This window comes from Marinimicrobium sp. C2-29 (genome assembly GCF_038419845.1).
GTDB lineage: Bacteria > Pseudomonadota > Gammaproteobacteria > Pseudomonadales > Cellvibrionaceae > Marinimicrobium.
Genome location: NZ_JBCAQT010000006.1, coordinates 206460 through 228214, shown reverse-complemented (window position 1 = coordinate 228214; position 21755 = coordinate 206460). Strand labels below are relative to the sequence as shown.

The 21755-nt window shown below is 61.0% G+C and carries 18 protein-coding genes and 1 other RNA gene; 4 read left to right on the top strand and 15 right to left on the bottom strand.

Annotation, left to right across the window (positions count from 1 at the left end; all coding sequences use genetic code 11):
* The first annotated feature begins 278 nt into the window (after nucleotides 1-278).
* The gene (locus tag AAE484_RS08190; protein ID WP_341937876.1) at nucleotides 279-2381 is read left to right on the top strand and encodes a putative bifunctional diguanylate cyclase/phosphodiesterase; all 2103 of its coding nucleotides are present in this window, start codon (nucleotides 279-281) and stop codon (nucleotides 2379-2381) included.
* A 61-nt stretch (nucleotides 2382-2442) separates the two neighbouring features.
* On the opposite strand, the gene AAE484_RS08185 is transcribed toward AAE484_RS08190, so the two are convergent.
* Both AAE484_RS08185 and AAE484_RS08180 read right to left on the bottom strand, forming a co-directional pair.
* Entirely contained in the window at nucleotides 2443-3135 is a 693-nt protein-coding gene (locus AAE484_RS08185; protein WP_341937875.1) for an HAD family hydrolase, read from the bottom strand.
* A gap of 54 nt (nucleotides 3136-3189) precedes the next feature.
* Nucleotides 3190-4002: an AfsA-related hotdog domain-containing protein gene (locus AAE484_RS08180; protein WP_341937874.1), complete on the bottom strand. Its 813-nt coding sequence runs from the start codon at nucleotides 4000-4002 to the stop codon at nucleotides 3190-3192.
* Nucleotides 4003-4491: 489 nt separating this feature from the next.
* On the opposite strand from AAE484_RS08180, the gene AAE484_RS08175 reads away from it, so the two are divergent.
* The 3 genes from AAE484_RS08175 to AAE484_RS08165 are packed head-to-tail and all read left to right on the top strand — an operon-like array spanning nucleotide 4492 to nucleotide 7191.
* A complete protein-coding gene (locus AAE484_RS08175; RefSeq protein WP_341937873.1) occupies nucleotides 4492-5205 on the top strand; it encodes a substrate-binding periplasmic protein in 714 nt (237 codons plus the stop codon).
* Nucleotides 5206-5210: 5 nt separating this feature from the next.
* Nucleotides 5211-6788: an ATP-binding protein gene (locus AAE484_RS08170; protein WP_341937872.1), complete on the top strand. Its 1578-nt coding sequence runs from the start codon at nucleotides 5211-5213 to the stop codon at nucleotides 6786-6788.
* Nucleotides 6745-7191 (top strand): response regulator, encoded by a 447-nt coding sequence (locus AAE484_RS08165; RefSeq protein ID WP_341937871.1) that lies wholly within the window; start codon nucleotides 6745-6747, stop codon nucleotides 7189-7191. The genes AAE484_RS08170 and AAE484_RS08165 overlap by 44 nt, the downstream gene beginning before the upstream one ends.
* Nucleotides 7192-7200: 9 nt before the next feature.
* Here AAE484_RS08165 and hrpA read toward each other — a convergent pair whose 3' ends face one another.
* The 13 genes from hrpA to AAE484_RS08100 all read right to left on the bottom strand — a co-directional run bounded on the left by hrpA (nucleotide 7201) and on the right by AAE484_RS08100 (nucleotide 21745).
* Entirely contained in the window at nucleotides 7201-11148 is a 3948-nt protein-coding gene (gene hrpA, locus AAE484_RS08160; RefSeq protein ID WP_341937870.1) for an ATP-dependent RNA helicase HrpA, read from the bottom strand.
* 400 nt (nucleotides 11149-11548) lie between these two features.
* Nucleotides 11549-12016, bottom strand: coding sequence for a Dps family protein (locus tag AAE484_RS08155; RefSeq protein ID WP_341937869.1), 468 nt, complete (start codon nucleotides 12014-12016; stop codon nucleotides 11549-11551).
* 125 nt (nucleotides 12017-12141) lie between these two features.
* Nucleotides 12142-14262, bottom strand: a complete 2121-nt coding sequence (locus AAE484_RS08150) for a vWA domain-containing protein (RefSeq protein WP_341937868.1) — start codon at nucleotides 14260-14262, stop codon at nucleotides 12142-12144.
* A 10-nt stretch (nucleotides 14263-14272) separates the two neighbouring features.
* Nucleotides 14273-14944 carry a YEATS-associated helix-containing protein gene (locus tag AAE484_RS08145; RefSeq protein ID WP_341937867.1) on the bottom strand — a complete coding sequence of 224 codons (672 nt, stop codon included), beginning with the start codon at nucleotides 14942-14944 and terminating at the stop codon, nucleotides 14273-14275.
* Between the two features lie 155 nt (nucleotides 14945-15099).
* Nucleotides 15100-15438 (bottom strand): hypothetical protein, encoded by a 339-nt coding sequence (locus AAE484_RS08140; protein ID WP_341937866.1) that lies wholly within the window; start codon nucleotides 15436-15438, stop codon nucleotides 15100-15102.
* Nucleotides 15439-15522: 84 nt separating this feature from the next.
* A complete protein-coding gene (locus AAE484_RS08135; protein ID WP_341937865.1) occupies nucleotides 15523-15957 on the bottom strand; it encodes a YcgN family cysteine cluster protein in 435 nt (144 codons plus the stop codon).
* Nucleotides 15958-15960: 3 nt separating this feature from the next.
* On the bottom strand, nucleotides 15961-16254 hold the full coding sequence (locus tag AAE484_RS08130) for a YcgL domain-containing protein (RefSeq protein ID WP_341937864.1): 294 nt from the start codon (nucleotides 16252-16254) through the stop codon (nucleotides 15961-15963).
* Nucleotides 16251-17420, bottom strand: coding sequence for a ribonuclease D (rnd, locus tag AAE484_RS08125; protein ID WP_341937863.1), 1170 nt, complete (start codon nucleotides 17418-17420; stop codon nucleotides 16251-16253). Before rnd ends, AAE484_RS08130 begins: the two co-directional genes overlap by 4 nt.
* A 6-nt stretch (nucleotides 17421-17426) precedes the next feature.
* The gene (gene recR, locus AAE484_RS08120; protein ID WP_341937862.1) at nucleotides 17427-18020 is read right to left on the bottom strand and encodes a recombination mediator RecR; all 594 of its coding nucleotides are present in this window, start codon (nucleotides 18018-18020) and stop codon (nucleotides 17427-17429) included.
* 20 nt (nucleotides 18021-18040) lie between these two features.
* Complete coding sequence (locus AAE484_RS08115; protein ID WP_341937861.1) at nucleotides 18041-18361, bottom strand: YbaB/EbfC family nucleoid-associated protein; 321 nt, start codon at nucleotides 18359-18361, stop codon at nucleotides 18041-18043.
* 31 nt (nucleotides 18362-18392) lie between these two features.
* On the bottom strand, nucleotides 18393-20471 hold the full coding sequence (gene dnaX, locus AAE484_RS08110) for a DNA polymerase III subunit gamma/tau (RefSeq protein WP_341937860.1): 2079 nt from the start codon (nucleotides 20469-20471) through the stop codon (nucleotides 18393-18395).
* A 455-nt stretch (nucleotides 20472-20926) separates the two neighbouring features.
* Nucleotides 20927-21022: signal recognition particle sRNA small type (ffs, locus tag AAE484_RS08105), an RNA gene on the bottom strand.
* A 126-nt stretch (nucleotides 21023-21148) separates the two neighbouring features.
* Complete coding sequence (locus tag AAE484_RS08100) at nucleotides 21149-21745, bottom strand: PqiC family protein (protein ID WP_341937859.1); 597 nt, start codon at nucleotides 21743-21745, stop codon at nucleotides 21149-21151.
* Nucleotides 21746-21755: the final 10 nt, after the last annotated feature.

The following is a 21755-nucleotide window of genomic DNA, read 5'->3' as shown; positions in this document are numbered from 1 at the left end:
AAGACGCCCGGGTTATGTCCATTTCATGTCAGTAAAATGAAATTTTGGTGACAATAACCGCAGAAGATGACATTTTTGTGACAGGTGCATGACAAAATGAAAATTTTTGCGTTTTATCCGCCCCTTCGCGGTAACACGCGACAGGCAGGACACAGCTTCGCTTTTTTCCGGACAAACCGCTACAGTAATAGTATAAGCACAGAGGCGCCCGGGCTGGGCGCCTCTGTGCCGATTGACTTACGCTAAAAGCCAGCCTCCGTCGCACTCAACGGATCATTATGGAAACGTCGCTGAAAGTACTATTTGTCGAAGACTCCGAAGCCGACGCCGAGCTCACGACTGCCGAGCTGGTCAGAGGCGGGTTCCGGCCCGAAATCCACCGGGTCGAGACCCGCGACGAGCTGGAGTCCGCGCTCGAATCCTCCTGGGATCTGATCATCTGCGATTACCGGCTGCCGCGCTTCAGCGCCGAAGAGGCGTTGGCGACGCTCAAGCGCAGCGGGCAGGATATCCCCTTCATCATCACCTCGGGTGCGGTTCAGGCCGAACAGACCGTGAGTCTGCTCAAGCAGGGCGCGCACGACTTCATGGACAAGTTCGCTCTGGCGCGATTGATCCCGGCCATCGAGCGCGAACTGCGAGAGGCCGAAATCCGGCGCAAGCGGCGCAAAGCCGAGGAGCGGGTACGGGTTCTGTCTCGTGCCGTGGAGCAGAGCCCGGTCTCCGTGGTCATCACCGACCCGCAGGGCAACATCGAGTACGTCAACCCGCGGTTTGAACAGCTCACCGGCTATACCTTCAATGAGGCCTCCGGGCGCAATCTGGGCTTTACGCTTCTGGATCAGGAGAGCGCCAGCGCCATGGCCGAACTCTGGTCCACCGTAAGCAGCGGACGGGAGTGGAGTGGCGAGTTCTGCAGTGCCAAACGCGACGGGCAGCTGCTGTGGGAACAGGTCAGCGTATCGCCGCTGACCGATGCCGACGGCCAGATCACCCACTATGTGGTGATCAAGGAGGACGTGACGGTGCGCCGCAGCTATGAGGAGCAGCTGCTGCGCCAGGCGCACTACGACCAGTTGACCGGGCTCGCCAATCGGGTACTGATGCTTGACCGCCTCAACGTCGCCCTGGAAAGCGCCAACCGCAACCACCACAAATGTGCGCTGCTGGTCATCGACCTGGATCACTTCAAGAACGTCAACGACAGTCTGGGCCACAGCATTGGCGACAATCTGTTGAAGGAGTCGGCGGGACGCCTGACGGGCTGCATTCGCGGAGGCGACACTCTGGTTCGCATGGGGGGCGACGAATTTGTCGTAATCCTGCCCAAAATTGACACCGCGCGCGACGCCCAGCAGGTCGCCGAAAAGATCGTGCAGCAGTTCGAGCGCCCCTTCACCATCATCGGCAAGAACTACCGTGTGACCGCCAGCGTCGGCATTGCCTTTTACCCCGATGACGGCAAAAACCCTCACCTGGTGCTGCGCAACGCCGATCTGGCGATGTACAAGGCCAAAGACCTGGGCCGCAATCAGTACCACTTCTTTACCGAGGACATCAACCGCCAACTGATCGAGCGGCTGGAGCTGGAAGAGCGCCTGCGCCGCGTGGTCGAGCTCAATGAGCTGATGTTGCACTATCAGCCCATTTACGCGTTGGCTGATGGCCGGTTGGCCGGCTTTGAAGCCCTGGTGCGCTGGCGCCAGCCCGACGGCAGCCTCTGGGCACCCGGCCAGTTTATCGGGCTGGCCGAAGAGATCGGCATGATTCAGGCCATCGATACCTGGGTCATGCGCACAGCCTGCCGGGAAACGGCCCCCTGGTTGACCGCCAGCTCGGGGCGGCTGCGTCTGGCCCTGAACATATCCCCTCATCAATTGCAGGTCCCCGGTTTCAGTACCCAGGTCGAGGAGCAGTTGGCCGCCAATGGCATCTCGCCCGAGCAGCTTGAACTGGAAGTCACCGAGCGGGTTCTGGTCAACGACGCCTCGGAAACTCATGCCAACATCGAGGCGCTCTGTCGCCTGGGTGTCCGGCTCTCGATTGACGACTTCGGCACCGGCTACTCTTCACTGGGGTATCTGCAGAACTACCCCTTTCACACGCTCAAGATTGACCGGAGCTTTGTCTCCAATATCGGCGTCAATACCAATACGGCGCGGCTCATCGACACCATTATCACCATGGGGCACGGTCTCGGTATGGAGGTCGTGGGAGAGGGGATCGAATCCGACACCGAACGACAATTCCTGCGGGCGCACGGCTGTGACCTGGCTCAGGGCTACCTGTTCAGCCGCCCGGTCCCCCTGGAGCAGTTGCGGTTCAGCGTGGAGCAGGACCTGAAGCTGGTAGCCGAGGATGCGGCCGACCCGGGCCAATAAAAAAACTCCCGTGAAGACGGGAGCAAGGAAAGGATTCATTTATTGTTCAACGGCCACGGGATTACCCTCGTGAAATCACCCGCCAGCCCTGTCGGCGGGCCCATTGCTCCAACTCCCGGCCCCCACTGACAACGGTCGGCTGACCCACCGCTTCGAGCATCGGTCGATCCGACACATCGTCGCCGTAGGCGAAGCACAGCGCTGGCGCTACCTGGCGTGCCTGCAGGAAGCACCGGATCGCCTCGGCCTTCCCTTCACCGATCGTCTGGGGCGGATGGATCTCGCCCGTGTAAAGGCCTTTGCAGACTTCCAACTCGGTGGCGAGCACATGCTCGACACCGAGCTCTTCGGCAATGGGGTTGAGCAGGGCCGGAAAGGAGCCGGAGACAAATACAATCTCCCTCCCCAAGCGTTGATGCTCCCGCAGCTCGGCGAGCGGTCGAGGGTGATAGAAGGCCGCGCGGTTTTGCTTCTCCCGCCGCAGCCACTGTCGCCCGAGAGCCGCCACCTGCTCCGGCACCCGTCCGGCAAAGTGGCGATAGTAGAGACGGTTGAGAAGCTCCCAGGAGGCACCTGGGTGAAGGTGGCGACGCAGATCCTCACGATAGACGGACTCACCGTCGAGGTCACCAGTCTGCTCGTACCAGAAGTTCTGGAAACTGAGCATGCTTTTTACCGATATCAGAGTGTCATCGACATCGAAAAAGGCATAGCCCAAGGTCGTCGATAGCGGTTGCTGTGTGGTCGGATTCATAAGAACCTCCTTAAACACTTCCAAAAGGATAGCGACTGGATCAGTCGGGCCGAATCAGATGCTGTCAACATGCCTGACCCCTCCCTCAGCCGATTCATGCTGTGCCTGCCACTGCGCCTCAATGTGCTCCAGGTGGTTTCTCTGCGCTTTCTGGGCCAAAGACGACTCGCGTTTGCTGATACGGGTCCTGTCCATCGCCGAGAAGGAGAAGGTCATCAACGAGACCTCCATCCCGCACTGCTTGACCACCGCCTCCGTAAAAAAAGTCAGCCGACGCGGGTTGTCCATGTTCTGCTCCAGAATCCGGCACTCGACCCTGGCGGCCAGAGGAAAGGCAAAATTGTTGTACTTGACCGACATGTCGTTCAGCACAAAGGCGTAATCAATATCGTTGTCGGGCATGAAGTACTGCTCAACCACCGCCAACATCCCCTGGCGGGCCGCCTCAATCAGGATCATCCCCTGCACGTGCTGGCCGGTCTGATGGTCCTGCATCAGCTCGCCCTGTTCATCAATCAACAGGTGCACGGAGAAACACTCCGCGTTCAAGCGTTGAGGCGTGGAGACCAGGGTATTCTCGGGGCGCTGTTTGTGGGTGAGCGACGCCGGCGCCCGACTGGGGAGATCGTGCCAGAGGCTGAAATCAAAATAGCCCCGGTTGGGCGAACGGCCCGCCTCCTCCAGGAGTGATTGGATACTGGCGTCACTCAGCCCCTGACCGGGAACTAGAACGGTCTTTCCCTGGTTGGGCAGCAGCGGGATTGAAAGCGTCAACAGACCGCGCAGATTGGACAGCGTAATGGCGTCTTTGCCTTGAACATAAGAAGAAAACTTATCACCTACAACAAGCAGAATGCGATTGCTCATAAAACACCTCGATTAAAGTCAGATCAAAAGGAAAGCCCTGTGAGGCACACGCCCCCAGGCAAAAGAGGTCCTGCAAAAAAGCGTCCCTGGCAGGCCTCGGAAATGAAATTCCCGCTACCCGCCGATAGGCCCTCAGGGGGCCACCCGCCAATTCAAAAACCTAAATGACTGATTTAATGAGATGATTGGAATCCTTGTGTCGTCCAAGTAAACATGACGATTCTGGCAACAACCGCCAGGCAAGGCGCTCCTGTGCTAGCATTCAAAGACGCTACACACTCGACTCAAGGGGCCGGGTGTCAGAGCTGGTCAGATTTTAGTCAATTAACCGACGCTCTCTGTCGCTTAACGAACAAACCACCGATTATTGACGCTACAGAAAACCGACTTCCGGCCGCACTTAACAGTAAGTACACAGAGTTAAAGGGGAGACTTTTGAACACAACGCCACTTTTTTGTTTGACACGAGGGCTCCGCACGGCAGCCCTGATGCTGATGACCGCCCTGCCCCTGGCCGTTGCGCAGGCCCAGGAGCCGGAGGTGGAGTCACGGGAGCTGGCATTCATCACCATCGATGTCGCACCCTGGGCTTCAATCAACCCCGAAACCGGCAAACCCGAAGGCGCCTTTGTGGAAATCGTGCGTGAGCTGGAGCAGCGCACCGGGTTTCGCATTCACACCACCCTGACGCCCTTTGCCAGGGTCGATCGCGAACTGGAATCCGGTGATCACGACTGCACCATCCTGGTGCCACGCAGTAACACAATCGTGATCCCGGGGGCCGAAGTGGCGGACCACGATATCGGGGTCATCTCCCACCGAGAGAAACCCCTCGAAGAATACGGGGATCTGGAGGGCCAGCGTATTTCGCTGCTGCGGGGGTCGGCACTTTCTGAGCAGTTTGATCAGGACGAAAATTTCGAGCGTGTGTTCGAGACCGACTACCTGATAGCGCTGCGCAAGCTTGAGCGACACCGGGTCGACGGTATCGCCGGTGCCATTCCCACACTGCTATACTTGGCCGAGCTCAGCGGTATCAGTGACCAACTCGCCCCGCCCCTGAAATTGACCGATGTCCCTTTGACTTTTCAATGTTCACGCAACTCTGAACACCTGGAGGCGATGCCGGCCATCAACCGCGCCATTGAAGCGATGAAATCCGATGGCCGAATGCAGGCGATCACTGACGAATTTCATTTTTAATTCCTATGCCCGAGTTGCCGACACCACTGCGCTCCCTGCGGGCGCTCAAAACGCCGGGAATCGGTCAGCGCCTGCTGTTTCAGATCATCCTGTTCAGCTCCCTGATCACTCTGGTGGCAACCGCCTTCCAGCTGTACACCGACTACCAGCGGGACGTCGGCCTGATCAAGACGCGCATGGATGATATTGAAGGCAGTTATCTGGGCAGTATCAGTGCGAGCCTGTGGAATCTGGACATCCAGCAGCTGCAGCTTCAACTCGATGGTATTGCGCAGCTGCCCGACATCAAGTCTGTGACGGTGCAGGAGAGTCCGGAGAATGTCACCAGCCCCCTTCGAATCAGCCGGGGCAAAACCGGCGGCAATAACGTCATCACCCGCCACTACCCGATTGTCCACCATCTGTCTTCCGGCTCGCGCCAGATCGGGACCCTCACAGTGCAGGCGTCGCTGTCGCAGGTCTACGCCCGGTTACAGGAGAAAGTGGTGGTCATATTGCTGAGCCAGGGGGTAAAAACCTTTCTGGTATCGCTGTTTATCCTCTACATTGTCTACCGGATGATCACAGCGCACCTGGCCCGAATCTCGGAGCGCGTCAGCCGGTTCGAAATCAGCCAACCGCAGCCGCCCCTGACGTTGGACCGCTCGCCTCCAGAGCAGCCTGATGAGCTGGATCATGTGGTCAACGCCTTCAACACCCTGAGCCGGAACCTGCGTCAGGCCTATGAGCATATGCAGGAAGTCAACCAGGCCCTGGCACAGGACATTATTGCCCGCCGTCAGGCCGAGGAGGAGGTCAAGCATCTCAACGCGGTACTGGAGCAGCGGGTACGGCAGCGCACCGCGGAGCTGGAGGCCGCCAACCGCGAGCTGGCCAGTTTCTGCTACTCGGTGTCCCATGACCTGCGCGCGCCCCTGCGCCGCATCGAGGGTTTCAGGCGCATCCTGAACGACAGCTATCACACCAAGCTGGACGATAAAGGGCGACACTACCTGGACCGGATCGCCGCCGGCACCCGGGAGATGGCCGACATGATCGACAGCTTCCTGCGACTGTCCCGGGCGACTCAGGGAGAACTCAATGTCGAGATTGTAGATTTATCCGCCAGTGTCCAGCGAATTTTCGCCGAGTATCGCGAACGCGACCCGCACCGGAAGGTTGAGCTTGTCATCAACGACGGCATCAGCGCACCGGTTGATCGGCACTTGTTCAATATGCTACTGAGTAACCTGCTGGATAACGCCTGGAAGTATTCGGAGCATTGTGACCACGCGGTCATCCGCTTCGGATTCAAGGAGGAGGATGGGGAGCGCATCTACTACCTCGCCGATAACGGGGATGGCTTTGACATGCAGTATGCCGACCGGTTGTTTGCCCCCTTCAGCCGCCTGCATAGTCACTCGGAATTTGACGGCGTCGGTATCGGACTGGCGACCGTTCAGCGTATTATCAACAGACACGGTGGTCGAATCTGGGCGGAATCCCGCCCTGGAGAAGGGGCCATTTTTTACTTCACCCTTTGGGAGAGGAACACGGACCGTGAGCAGGGAAACCATCTTGTTGGTCGAGGACAACCCGGATGAGGCGGAACTGGCTTTACTCGGTTTTGGTGAAATTGACGGTGACTACGATATTCAGCTGGTCCCCAACGGGGAGGAGGCGCTGGATTTCCTGTTCGCCCGAGGTCAGCATGCCGATCGGCCCAGGGAGCGCAAGCCGGATCTGGTGATCCTGGACATCGACCTGCCCAGAGTCAACGGCTTTGAGGTGCTCAAACAGCTGCGCCAGGATCCCGAGTACCGGTATACCCCGGTGGTTATTCTGACCACCTCGGACGAGCAGTCCGACATCCTTCGGGGGTATCAGCTCGGGGTCAACAGCTATCTGTGCAAGCCGGTGGACTTCGAGAGCTTTGCCGACCTGTTGCAGCAGGTCAGCCGCTATTGGCTGAAATCCAACACCTTTCCCAAAGACGGTCCCTCATGATGAGCGCCCTCAGCTCGCCTGAAACTCCTGCCACTGCCGGTTGAGCCGCTTGTCGGAAACCGGCACCCGGGTCTTGAGCGTCTGCGCAAACAGCGAGACCCGGAATTCCTCCAGACTCCAGCGATAGTGTCGCAACACCTCGCTGCGCGCCAGCGTGGGTGTGCCCGGCTCGTCCAGATAGGACTGCAGACGCTCCCAGTGCGGCGCGATTTCCTCCAGCAGGCGCCGGTCTTTGAGCGGGTCCAGCGGCGCCTTTTCCAGACGGATTTCCAACGCCTGAAGGTAGCGTGGGTACTGGCGCAACCACTCTTCCGGTGTCTGGTAGACCATACCCGAAAAGAACAGGTAATCGAGCTGGGTGCGAATATCGCTGAGGGTAAACGCCAGGGGTAACTGGGTGCGCAGCTGCTTCAGCTGCTTGCGGATCCCGACCAGCTGTTTGAAGCTGGTCGCCAGCACCGCCGCCAGATCCTGGGCCTTGGCCACCAGCCCTTCGCGCACCTGCGCGTTGAGCGGCTTGAACTCGCTCTCGGTGCGCGGCAGGGTTTCGATCCACTGGGCCGCCGCCGCGAGCAGGATGTCATCCACCACCGCTGCCCGCTTGCCCATCTCGGCGACCGAGAGCGCCAGCTCATCGCGTTTGAGCAGCTCCTTGTGCAGATACTTGGTGGCCTGGGCGTTTTCCAGCAAGAGTAACCGGGCCAGTCCCCGGCGGGTCTGATGCTCGGCGTCGGCGGCTTCATCGAGCACCACCAGTGAGACCGAATCGCCCCGATCCTCCAGGGCCGGATAGGCCCGGATGTCGATCCCCCCGCGCTTGAGCCGGACCTGCTCGGGCAGCTCACCGAAGTCCCACTGGGTGATGCCATCGCGCTCAATCCCCACGGCGGCGGATTGAATGTTCTCCTGGGCCTGCTCCCGGTAGCGGTCGCGCAACTCACTGAGATCGCGCCCGCGGGCGATGCAGCGACCGCGCTCATCCAGCACCTGGATGTTGATCCGGTAGAAGTCATCAATCCGGGTCTCATCCCAGGCCTCGGCCGGCACCTCCACCAGGGTCTGGCGCTTGAGCTGATGGGCCAGCGCCTCGGTCAGTGGGGTATTGTCGGGGGTCATGCCGGCCAGGGCGCGGTCGACCACATCGGGTACCGGCACAAAGTGTTTGCGCCACTGTTTGGGCAGACTCTTGATCAGGTTGATGCATTTGTCCCGCAGCAGGCCCGGCACCAGCCACTCCAGCCGCTTCTCCGGTACCTGGTGCAGCAGGCTGACCGGCACCTTCAGGTTGACGCCATCATCCTCACTGCCGGGCTCAAACTGGTATTTCAGCGGGAAGGCCGTACCGCGCCATTCCAGCTCATCCGGAAATTGCGCTTCGGTCACCTCACCCGCCTCGCGCTGCATCAGCTGCTCGCGCCCGATAAACAGCAGACGCGGGTTGTCGTTCTCGGCCTCCTGACGCCATTTTTCAAAGCTTCCCCGGCTGACCACCGACTCGGGGATACGCTCATCGTAAAACTCGTACAGCGCCTGGTCGTCCGCGAGGATATCCCGCCGACGGCTCTTGGCTTCCAGCTCATCCAGATCGGCAATCAGTTTCTGATTGTGGGTGAAAAACGCCGGGGGCTTGCCGCGCGCCTGTTTGCGAGCGTAGCGCCCCTCCACCAGCGCCGAGCGGATGAACACCTCCCGGCAGGCCACCGGATCGAGATCGGTGTAATCCACCCGCTGTTTCTCGACCAACACCAGCCCGTAGAGCGTGACTTTTTCAAACGCTTTGACCCGGCCGCTACGGGGGTCGTAATGCGGCTCAAAATGATGCCGTTTGACCAGATGACCGGCGGCCGACAGGGCCCACTGCGGATCGATCTTCGCCACCGTGTGGGCGTAGAGTTTGGAGGTCTCCAGCAACTCGGCCGCGACAATCCATTTGGGGGTTTTCTTGAACTGGGACGAACCGGGGAAAATATTGAACTTGCGGTTGCGCGCGCCCAGGTATTCCCGATCCTCGATATTGAAACCCAGATTCCCCAGCAGCCCGGTTACCAGCGCCCGATGCACCGGCTCGTACTCGGCGGCCTCGGCGTTTTCCTTGAGCTTCAGGTCGCGCAGACTCAGCTTCAACTGATGGTGAATGTCGCGCCACTCGCGCCAGCGCCGGTAGTTCAGAAACTCTTTTTTGCACTGCTTGCGCATCTGGTTCTGCGACAGGTCCTGACGCAGCTGCTCGAAATAGTCCCAGAGTTTGACGAAACCCAGAAAGTCCGACTGCTCGTGCCAGAAGCGCCGATGCATCTGATCCGCCGCCTGCTGTTTGTCCGCCGGCCGCTCGCGCGGGTCCTGTACCGACAGAGCGCTGGTGATGATCAGCAGCTCACGCAGGCTTTCGTGCTCCTGCCCCGCGAGCAACATGCGCCCCAGGCGCGGATCCAGCGGCAGGCGGGTCAGTTGCTTGCCCGTGGGCGTCAGCCGTCCTTTGGGATTGACCGCCTGCAGTTCCTCCAGCAGCTTGAAGCCGTCATTGATCAGGCGCCCATCGGGCGGGTCAATAAAGGGAAACTTGTGAATATCGCCCATGCGCAACTGCAGCATCTGCAGGATCACGGCGCCGAGGTTGGTGCGCAGGATTTCGGCATCGGTAAACTCGGGCCGGGCGAGAAAGTCCTCCTCGCTGTAGAGCCGGATGCAGATGCCTTCGGCAATACGCCCGCAGCGCCCTTTGCGCTGGTTGGCGCTGGCCTGGGAGATGGGCTCGACGGGCAGGCGCTGGACCTTGGTACGATAGCTGTAGCGGCTCAGGCGGGCATAGCCCGGGTCGATCACATAGCGGATGCCGGGCACGGTGATGGAGGTTTCCGCCACATTGGTGGCCAGCACCACACGCCGGCCCTTATGGGGGGCGAACACTTTCTGCTGCTCGGCCATACTCAGGCGGGCGTAGAACGGCAGCACCTCCAGGTGGCGGAAACCGGCCTGGCGGATGCTGCGGGCGGCCTCCCGAATCTCCCGTTCCCCACTTAAAAAGACCAGTATATCGCCGCCGCGCGGGGTCCCACCTTTATCCTTGCCCAGACCGCGCTCATGCTCTTCAATCTCGGCGATGGCGTCCAGCACTGGCTGATAGGTATCGTCGCTGTCACTGTCGCTATCGAGCGGCGGCCGATACCAGACATCCACCGGATAGGTGCGCCCGGACACTTCGATGATCGGGGCATCGTTGAAGTGTTGGGAGAAACGCTCCAGGTCGATGGTGGCGGAGGTGATGATGACTTTCAGGTCCGGGCGTTTGGGCAGGAGCTGCTTCAGGTAGCCCAGCAAAAAATCGATATTGAGGCTGCGCTCGTGGGCCTCATCGATGATGAGGGTATCGTAACGGTTGAGAAACCGGTCGTTCTGGATTTCGGCCAGCAGGATACCGTCGGTCATCACTTTGACCAGGGTGTCGTCGCTGGTCTGGTCGCTGAAGCGCACCTGGGAGCCCACCAGGCCCCCGAGGGGGCTGTCGAGCTCCTCGGCGATCCGCCCTGCCACCGTCTGCGCCGCCACCCGACGCGGCTGGGTGTGGCCGATCAATCCGCTCACGCCCCGGCCCAGCTCCAGGCAGATTTTGGGCAGCTGGGTGGTTTTGCCCGAACCGGTCTCACCGGCGAGCACCACGACCTGATTGTCGCGGATCTGCTCGGCAATCTCTTCGCGCTTGTCGCTGATGGGCAGGTCGGGGTAGGCAATGGAGCTTGGCAGTTTCTGTTCGCGCTGGGCAAATTGCTCTTGAGAACGCTGCCACTGCTGTAGCCATTTGGCCTGATCTTTTTCCACCGGTTTGCCGGCCTTGATCCGCTCCTGCAGCGCTTCCCACCCTTTTGTCAGGCGAAACCGGTCCAGGCTCAGGACCCGGCTCAGGTCGAGCGATGGCGGCAGTTCGGTGGCGGTCGCGGTGGCGGTATCGGATTCAGACATTTGAGCTCTCTTGGTTGAGCGCCGCATGATAGCAGAGGGAGGGGTTGGTTCGCAGGGGCTCGGCAGGGGTGTAGGTAGCGTCTTGTCTTGAATACCGTGAGTGGTTGCATCACGTCCGGCCCGCTCAGGGGTAGGGTCTTCCCGGACACGGCGTGAACCCCTCCCTGGGGCCTCTCCACTGACATCCTGTCAGTGACGGTCCGGGAAGACCCTACCCCAGATCGGTCCTCCGCACCCTGTAGAATCTGACGAGCAAGCCCGTAGGGCGAATAAGCGTCAAGCGCATCCGCCACAGAGCGTATCAATTTCCAACAATATCTCTGGAGATACCGGTTCTACAAGGCTCGTAGGACCGATTTGGGGTGGACTTGAAGCAATCACCGAACCGCTTTCAAGCAATTTACTCCAACAAACTACGCAGCATCCAGGCGGTTTTTTCGTGCAGCTGGATGCGTTGGGTCAGCAGGTCGGCCGTGGCTTCGTCGCTGGCCGCTTCCACTGCGGGGAACAGGGAACGGGCCGTGCGGACCACTGCCTCGTGACCTTCCACCGACAGCCGGATCATATCGGTTGCCTTGGGAACGCCCGGCTCCTCTTTGATACTGCTCAACTCCGCAAACTCCTTGTAAGTGCCCGGCGCCGGAAAACCGATGGAACGGATACGCTCGGCAATCACATCCACCGCTTCGGCCAGCTCCGTGTAATGCTCCTCAAACATGATGTGAAGCGTCTGGAACATCGGGCCGGTCACATTCCAATGGAAGTTGTGCGTTTTCAGATACAGAGTGTAACTGTCCGCCAGGAGGCGCGAGAGCCCCTCGGCAATCTGTTGACGATCACTCTGCTTAATACCGATATCAATATCCATTAACGTGCTCCTGAAATTAAGAGTAACAACATTACGTAGCGGTATATTGCCTCGATACGACCGCTTTTCAAGAGCGGTTCACCGGAGTGCTTTCCTATCGCCTCCATAGCGAAGCGCAATCACCCTCAGCGCTTATCCGGTGAATCATCGTCATAGGTGTTGGCCTCATCGTCATCCGACAGCGGAAACAGGGGTTCATCCTCATCGGACTCCAGGTTTTTCGCCTGGGCCTTTTTATCGGGAGCCGGTTCGGGCTCGCCGGCCAGCCCGACTTCCGGCTCGGACTCGATCTGCTGCATGGGTGGAATATCAATCGCCTCTTCGACTTCATCCTCGTCCACGGAGTCGCTAACCTTCCCGCCCATGATCACCCGATAACCGACATAGGCCACCACCAGAAGCAGACTGTTGGCGAGAATCAGGCTGGCGTAAAGCAGCGCCGGATGCACACTCTCTTCGGGCTCGGTCGCTTCAGCCGGTTGAGGGGGCGACGCTTCCGGCTCCGGCTGACGTTCCAGACGAACCTCCGAGGCCGGTTTCTCGCTCTGCTCGCCCTCGCGCGCACTTGCGGCCGCCAGCTCGCGCTCATCCAACTCCGAGCGCACCTGCGACAGTTCGTCTTCAAACGGCGCCGGCTGAGGATCGTCCGGCTCCGGATAGCTGAAGTACTGGGTGGGCAGCTTTTCTTCAAAGCGCACTCCCCCGGTTGTCTCCCCACTCGCCTGCAGGCCGATGCGATAATTGGCCTGCTGTTCGGGCGTAATCACTTTGTGCCAGACGCCGGGTTCCGGGCTGTCCATCGGCTCCACAGAGGAAAATCCCCCCGAATGGCGCAGGTGAGCCACCACATCGGTACGCTCAATATTGACTGACTCCCGGGCGGTCACGCTCAAGTGCCATTGCACTTCTCCCGCCGTCTCGCCTTCCGTTTCACCTTCCGCGCGCTGCTTGTTCAACTGCACTGAAAACTGCGAGGCCACCGCCAGCCGATGACTGAACAGCCGCTCAAAAGTCCGGCCATCCACAGTCAGCTCCAGTTGATACTCTCCCGGGCTTCTGGGAGCGGGGAGGTTCATTCGGTAGCGCCCCTCGTCGGGCGGTTCGTGCTCCCAGCGCAAGGCCCGCGGAGCTTCCGCTGAAGGACTGCGAAGCTGCACGTCGATGTCCAGAAGTGACAGCAGCTCCGGATCGGACAGGCGCCCATTTTCATCCCGCAGATGGAACGCCAGCGACAGCGGCTGGCCGACGGCGACGTTGTTGGGCAGGGGCTCCACCACCAGCTGCAGATTGCTGACCACCGTCAGCCGGCTGCGCGGCTGCAACTCGGTATCCAGCGACCATCGGCCGACTTCAGGTCCCTTGATGGTCACCAGATCGTAGTGCTCGGTGTGGTGCCAGTTGAGGTTCGGGGCGCTGACATCCCGTTGATAGGACCGGCCGTCGGGGTCGGTCAACACGGCGGCGGGCTGATCTTCGTCGCGCCGGATGAGAGCGGTAAACTCCTCAACGCTGTCGTCCACCAGGAACTCGCCCTCCTCAATGGGGAGGCGTTCGGCGGGGACCGTCTGCTGGAAAATCCGCAAAAGGCTGTCCATCAGCTCATCGGCATTGCGCGCCCGACTGAACATGCCATCGGAGGCCTGTGCCATCTCCCGCAGCAGCGCTTCATCCGCTTCATCGGACAGAGCGATGGTGTGCACCCGATAGCCACTGGCCTTGAGCCCGGGAACCAGCTCATTGATGACCCGCGCCTGTTCCCGGCGGTTGACCTCCTGGTCGGGGCTGACATCCACGACACCATCGGTCAGCAGAATGATGTCGGCCGGCCGATTGGGATCAAGCCGATCGCGATCATAGGCGGCCCGCTCCAGAGCGGCACCGATATTGGTGTACAGAGCCACGGAATTGACCGCGTCGACCTCGCCCTGGGCCCGGGCTCGCCAGGCGTCATCGACGCGGGCGTGAGGAATCAGCTCATTGACCTGTTGGCCGAAGGTCCAGACTCCCGCCCGGCTATCGGAGGGCAGCAGGCGCACCAACAGGGAAAGGGCCGGACGTCGGAGGTTGTCGGGATCGGTGCGGCGCATACTGCCGGAAATATCGATCACCAGCCGGATATCGGCCTGATCGGGGGTGCGGGGTTGGGCGCTCCCGGTATTCTGTGCGCCGGCGGCTTCCTGAGCCAGAGCGGGACTCAGCGCGACCCACAGCACAAACCAGATCAGTGTCAGGCCGCAAGCGCGCATGCTCATCCTCCTACGCCAGCAGCTCCGTGGCGCGCCGGCCCTTTTCGGTCAGATACCAGCGCACGCCCTTGCGGGTATTGAGTTTACCCGCGAGTTGGCGATTGACCAGCACATTGAGGGACTTCTGCAGGGTGGTTTCATCAGCTTCCGCCTCCCGGCAGAGTCCGGCCATGGAGCGGTAGATGTGACGACCGACACCCAGGGTTTTGAGCACCTTGCTGGAGGCAATGTCCAGCTCTTCATTCGGGTCCATGGGGCCGGCGTTATCGTCGACATCCACCTCCTGCTCGGTTTCGGTATCGAGCAGCGGTACCAGCTCTTCCTGCATGACGCGCAGTTCATGCTGCATTTCTTCCACTTTCTGACGGGCGACCTGGGCCTCGCGCAGAATGCGCTTGGGCGTGCTGGTCAGAACCAGCCGCGACGCGATCGCCACAATCAGGCAGAAGCCGGTGTAGATCAGCAGGCGCGAGGGATCACTCTGGATTTCAACAATCAGATCGCTCTGGACAAAAAACAGAATGACCGGCACCAGAAAGGCCGCGCCGATCCCAAGCACGATGCAGCGCGGCAACGCGGCCTCGTCTTCTCGCTCCTGGGTCATCTGGTAGTAGTTGATCAAGCCGCCGAAAACCCCGGCAATGCTCATCACGGCCGCCAGAATGAAGATATGATTCGCCATGCATTTCTCCCGTCGCGACGTCAGGACGGAGCCCGGACGCCAAGATTCAGTCTAATAACGTTTATTGTCATAACACAGGGTTTAAGCCTGCGTTTTAATTACCATCAGTTATAGCAGCTTTGCCGGTTTTGTCTAATCGGCGGCTGGCCGCACGCTCATTGACGGCGCTGCAGCCGGGGGTGAACCACCAGTTGGTAGACCAGAGAAAGCACAAGTGCCAACAACCAGGTCCCGAGCAGCAGCAGTCCGGCACGCGAGGCGTTGCCCAGCGTCTCAAACAGGCCATCGAGCACCAGCACAAACAGCGCGGGCGCCAGAAAGGTGGTCTCCTCCACCGCCATACCGGCAGGCGTCAGCAGCAACACCGCGACCGAAACGATAAGCAGGTGGCTCCATTCGCGCCGCAGTGAGCGCGTGATACGCCAGGTGACAATAACCAGCCCCAGCGCCCCGATAACATAGGCCAGCCAGGCCAAAAGTGTTCCTGTCAGCATGCGTGAGCCTGCCTCCCCATTTGATCAAACCCAGTGAACTTAAACCCAATGAACTTAAACCCAGTGAAATTACACCCGATGAACTCACACCCAATGAACAATGCAGTCTTCCCAGTCTTCTTCTGCCACTTCGGCTTCCGAGACCGTGCGGCCCCGGGCGGAAATACCGGCGCGATGCACACTGGCCGGGTCGCCGGAGCGCAGGGGGTGCCAGTCGGGCAGCGGATTGCCCTCGGCCAGCAGCCGATAGGCGCAGGTGTCGGGCAACCAGTGAAATTCGGCCACATCTTCGGGCCGCAATACAATACAGTCAGGAACCAGCCGCTGTCGCTCAGCGTAGGCCTGGCAGCGACAGTTGTTGTCATCAAGATAGCGGCAGGCCACATTAGTGTAGTGGATATCGCCGCTGTCCTCATCTTCAAGTTTGTGCAGGCAGCATTTGCCGCAGCCGTCACACAGGGACTCCCACTCGGAAGCGCTCATCTGCTCGAGCGATTTGACCTCCCAGAAAGCCGCCACGCCTCAGCGTCCCAGCTTGGTGTTGTGGGTGCCGATACGCTCGGCCTCGGCTTCCAGCTCCGGTCGCGGCGGCATCTGGAGGTAGTAGCCGGGATCCTCGAGACAGGCCAGAATCCGCTCGGTACTGACCCGGGCGAGCTTGCGCTCGGGCGTCAGCGCCAGAACCATGGCCGTCTGCGGCCGGCCAAAGCGTTTGAGCAGCGCCTCGGGTACCCGCTCCAGGCCCTCTTCACGCTTGACGTAAAGGTACATACCCTCTTCTTTCGGGCTGCGGAAAATCTCGCACAGAACCGTCATGCCTCGCCCTCCGGATCGACTTCCAACCGGCGACGCTCGGCCTCGGCGACCGCCAACAGCCCTTCACCCAACAGCGCGTAGCGCCAACCTTTGAGACGCTCGGGCAACTGATGGTCATCGCCGTTCAGGCCGGAGCGGACGATGGCTTCGTACTCGCGCTTGCGCACCAGCAACTCGGGCGGCAACTCCAGCTCCTCGGCCAGCTCGCGCACATGGCGCTTGAGCGCTTTCATCATCGGCGCTTCGGCCCGGCCCAACGGTGGCGGCAAACGCTCCGGCCAGAGCTCCTCGGGCTCTTCCCGTCCCGCCCGGATTTCGGCCAGCAGCGCTTCGCCGTCATCGGCCTGGGTGCGGGCGGGGACTTCTTTCAGTTTCTGCAGCTGCCCCAGGTCCGCGGGCTGGCTGCGCGCCAGCTCCCAGAGGCCGGCCTCCTTGATCAGGCGATTGCGCGGTCGATCCCGTTCCCGGGCCCGGGTTTCGCGCCAGGCACAGAGCCGACGCAGCACCGCCAATTCGCGCCGGTGCAGCTTCCAGGCCGAGCCCAGCTTGAGATAGTATTCGTTCGGCTCCAGGCTTTTTTTGGCATTGGCCACCAGCTCGGCGCAGTCGGCCCTGACCCATTCCAGACGCTCGCTCTCGCGCAGCGTCTGCAGCAATTTGCCGTACACCACCAGCATATGGGCCACATCCAGAGCGGCGTATTTTTTCTGGGCCACGGATAGCGGCCGCTGAAGCCAGTCGGATCGGGTTTCGCCTTTGGGTATCTCGACGCCCAGTACCGCTTTTACCAGGCCAGCATAGCCGATGGAAAAACCGTATCCGGCAAAGGCAGCGCCAATCTGGGTGTCGAACACTGGCGCGGGCACCACTCCCAGCCAGCGTTGAAAGACTTCCAGATCTTCCGAGCAGGCGTGCAGTACCTTGGTCACGCCTGGCTCGGCAAACAGCTGACGCAGCGGCTCCAGATCTTCGATCGCCAGCGGATCAATCAGGTAGCAGCCCTGACCGTCGCCGATCTGCAGCAGGGCGGCAATGGGGTAGAAGGTTTCCGAGCGCATGAATTCGGTGTCGACGGCGATGGAACCCTGTTCGCGCCAGCGCTCACAGAGCGTCGCCAGCTGCGCATCGTCGTCAATCCAGATGGGGTCAGTGGGGATGGTAGCCATAAGATCCTAAAACACTTTGCGGCTGGAGAAGGCGTGGGCCAGGGTGCCGCCGTCGACGTATTCGAGCTCGCCCCCCAGCGGCACGCCATGGGCAATGCGCGACACGGTCACGCCCAGTTTGCGCGCGCGCTCACTGATATAAAAGGCGGTGGTCTCCCCCTCCATGGTGGGATTGGTGGCCAGGATCACTTCCCTGACGTCACCTTCCTGCAGCTGGTGCTCGAGCTGATCGATGCCGATCTCCGCCGGGCCGATGCCGTCGATGGGCGAGAGCCTGCCGAGGAGCACAAAATACTTACCCTGGTAACCGCCCGCCTGCTCGATGGCGATGACATCCGCCGGGGTTTCCACCACACACAGAATGGAGCCATCCCGGCGCGGATTGCTGCAGATACCACACACTGTCTGCTCGGTGAGTGTGCGGCAGCGCTGACAGCGACCCACGCCCTCGATCGCTTTGTCGAGACTGCGGGCCAGACGCGCGGCGCCCTCCCGGTCGTGCTCGAGCAGATGCAACACCATCCGCTGGGCCGACTTGGGGCCCACGCCCGGCAGGCAGCGAAGCGCCGATATCAGATCATCAATCAGGGGACTGAACATAGACTGGCCGTTGCGCGCGTTCAGAACGGCATCTTGAAATCGGGGGGAATGCCCATGCCCGCGGCCATACCGGACATTTTTTCCTTGCTGTTGGCTTCGACCTTGCGCACCGCATCGTTGACGGCCGCCGCCAGCAGGTCTTCAAGCACTTCCTTTTCTTCGCTCATCAGGCTGTCATCAATATTGACGTTGCGCACGTCGTGCCGACCGGTCATGGTGACCGCGACCAGTCCCGCGCCGGCTTCACCGGTCACCTCTGTCTGCGCCAGCTCTTCCTGAACTTTCTGCATGTTGGCCTGCATTTCCTGGGCCTGCTTCATCATATCGCCCAAACCTTTCATATCACACCTCTGTATTGGCTGTGCCCGACTTTCAGTTGAGGGGCTGTACGGTCTCTTCGCGCAGGGTTGCGCCGAAGTGTTCGACCAGTTGTTGTACGATGGGGTCGCTTTTCATGGCTTCAAGCGCCTCGGCCCGACTTTCGGCTTTCAGCCGCAACGCCTGGGCGGCCGGGGTCTCGCCCTCGACCTGCCCGGGCTGGATGCGCACCCGAACCGGCTCGCCAAAATAGTCACTCAGCACATCGGCCAGGCGCTGCTGTTGACCCTCGTCGTAAATCGCACTGTGGCTCTCGTCCAGCACAAAATTCAGTTCGTTTTCCTGCCGCCCGACCAACACGCAGTTGGCCGCTGTGCTCTGCAAGAGCCCGCCGGCATCCAGGCCCAGATAGACCTGCGCCCAGTTGCCCGGTTGACACTCTGCCAGAGGGACCTTCGCAACGGAAGCGCGCGGGCGTTTGGCGGGCGCTTGCTCGGTGGCCGGCTCGGGCTCTGGCGCCGGCGGTTGAGTACCGGCCGCAGGACGAGCGGGGGCTTCGGGCCTCGGTGCAGGAGCCTGCGGCTGGGGAGTGGGTGCCTCTGGTACCCGGTCAGATGCCTGAGACCACTCCTGATAAGGCCCGTCAAAAGGCGGCGCCTCCCGGTCATGGGCCGGCGGATCAACGGGGGCCGACCCGGCGGACTCGAGCGCTGGTTCCGGTTGGGACGTTTGAGCCTGAGACAAAGGTTCAGGTGATGGCTCCGACGAGGGTTCTGCAGAAGCCTCCGGCGCCGGCTCGGGCGCGGAGACCGGCTCAGTTGACGGCTTTTTTGCGTCGTCGGTCAGCTCCCCGGCCGGCGCGGCCGCGTTCTCACTGTTTGAGTCTGGGGCGCTATCGGCGCCTGAGACTGAACCGGATTCTCTAGGCTCTACCGGTTCGGCAGGCTCGGGAATCTGGTTGGCCAGCCGCTGGGCCGGGCTGTCAGGTGCTGATTCCGACGCCTTGTTGCCGGCTCCGGGCAGCGGTTGCTTGGGAGGTTCCACCAGGCCCTGGGGCTTGAACGCGAGCATGCGCAGCAGCACCATCTCGAGCCCGGCGCGGGGGTCCGGTGCCAGCGGCAGGTCCCGGCGCCCGAGCAGCGCCGTCTGGTAAAACAGTTGCACGTCTTCCGGCGCCAGTTGTTGCGCCAGCTCCAGCACCTTGTCGCGATCGCCGTGGCTGTTGTCCGCCGCTTCGGGCAGCGCCTGGGCAATGGCGATCCGGTGCAGCAGCGCCAGCATTTCGCCCAGAGCGGCGGCAAAATCCGGCGCCTGCTCGGCCATCTGCTCGACGGCGTTCAGCAGCGCCTTGCTGTCCTGCGCGGCCAGGGCGTTGACCATCTCGTAGATGGCCCGCTGGTCAATGGTGCCAAGCATGGTGCGCACTTCGGCTTCGGTAATCTTGCCCGAGCCGTAGGCGATGGCTTGGTCGGCCAGGCTCATGGCATCGCGCATGCTGCCGTCGGCGGAGCGCCCCAGCAGCCAGAGGGCGCTCTCCTCAAAGGGCACCAGCTCTTTCTCCAGGATTTCCTGCAGGTGCTGAACGATCCGCTCGGGGTTCATGTTTTTCAGGTTGAACTGCAGGCAGCGGGACAGGATGGTCACCGGCAGCTTGTGCGGATCAGTAGTGGCGAGCAGGAATTTGACGTGCGGCGGCGGCTCTTCCAGGGTTTTGAGCAGCGCGTTGAAGCTGTGCCCGGAGAGCATGTGCACTTCGTCAATCAGGTAGACCTTGTAGCGGCCTCTTGTGGGCGCGTACTGGACGTTTTCCAGCAGCTCGCGGGTATCTTCGACCTTGGTGCGCGAGGCGGCGTCCACTTCAATGAGGTCAACGAAGCGGTTTTCGGCGATTTCCACGCAGGCGGAGCACTGGCCGCAGGGCTCGGAGCTCACTCCGGTTTCGCAGTTGAGGCATTTGGCCAGAATCCGGGCGATGGTGGTTTTGCCCACGCCCCGGGTGCCGGTAAAGAGGTAGGCGTGGTGCAGCCGGTTGTGATCGAGGGCGTTGACCAGTGCCTGAAGCACGTGCTCCTGTCCCACGGTTTCGCGAAAGGTGCGGGGACGGTATTTGCGGGCCAGGACTTGGTAGCTCATGCCTTCCTCAGGGGGTCGGTGCGTTCATTCAAAGCGGAAGTATACCGGAATATCGACCGCTTAAGCAGCCTGTGTGGTTTGAGTTTCTTGGGTGGTGGTTTCGCCTCAGGGGTTACATCACGTCCGGCCCGCTTCGGGGTGGACTGTAGTAGAACCGGATTCTCCAGAGATATTGTTGGAAATGGATACTCTCTGTGGCGGATGCGCTTGACGCTTATCCGCCCTACAGGAACGCACGGTGGGTTCTACGGAGTTCGGAGGACCGATCTGGGGTAGGGTCTTCCCGGACCGTCACCGACAGGATGTCGGTGGAGAGGCCCCAGGGACGGGTTTACGCCGTGTCCGGGAAGACCCTACCCCTGAGCGGGCCGGACGTACAGGCAACCACCAATACGCTCCAGAATACACAAAAGTGTCTACGGAACAGGAAAACAGGAGGGGGAATATGGAGGTGACCTAACCAGCCACACCTCGGCACATGAATCACTGCTACCGTTGCTCCCTTCCGGGCCTGGCGGGGTTCACAGCTTATCATTGCGAGGGGACCGGAAAGGCCACCATTGCAGCTCGGCGTGGGCGGATCCGTGGGATACCCCGCTCGAGTGGGGCGCATTATCCGCAGTTTGTCCGGCCAATGCAAGCGCCTCGCCGGCCAATCGTCCGAATCCGGCGGTGCGCTACAGCTGCTCCTCCAGAACCCCGGCGATATCCTCACTGAAAGCGAGCAACACCCCATTCATCGCCTCCACCACCGAGCTGACACGGCCGGGGTCTTCCGCTTCGCCCTGATAGCGGCCGGTGGTCCGGGGGATCACGCTATTGCCGTCCGTGTCCTGCAACCACCATTGAACCACCAACTGGACCCGGCCCCGGGAATCCGCATCGAACTGCAGCACATTGCCCACCAGACGATAATCAAACGCCAGAAAGTTGTAGTGCCCGTGGCCGATGGCCGAGACCGAATCGGTCAGCCCGCTCAGGTTGGCCGCAATAATGCGCGGCGTCGCCTCATTCAACGGCTCCGCCCAGCGGCTGTAGTCATCGATCGACATCTGCGCCGAATTCGTGCGGGTGACAATCTGCGGGCGGTCCAGATATTTGGGGAAGTGCAGGGGCCCCACCCCCAGGAGTTTCGTCTCCGCCGTTTCGCGCCCGGCGTTCAGCTCCATCGGTTCCAGATGATAGAACTGCGCGGGCGGGGTCGTTCCGCAACCCGTCAGGACGAAGGCCAGCAACATACTGGCGCTCAGTGGTATGAGGTGTCGAATCAACAAAGGGGATTCC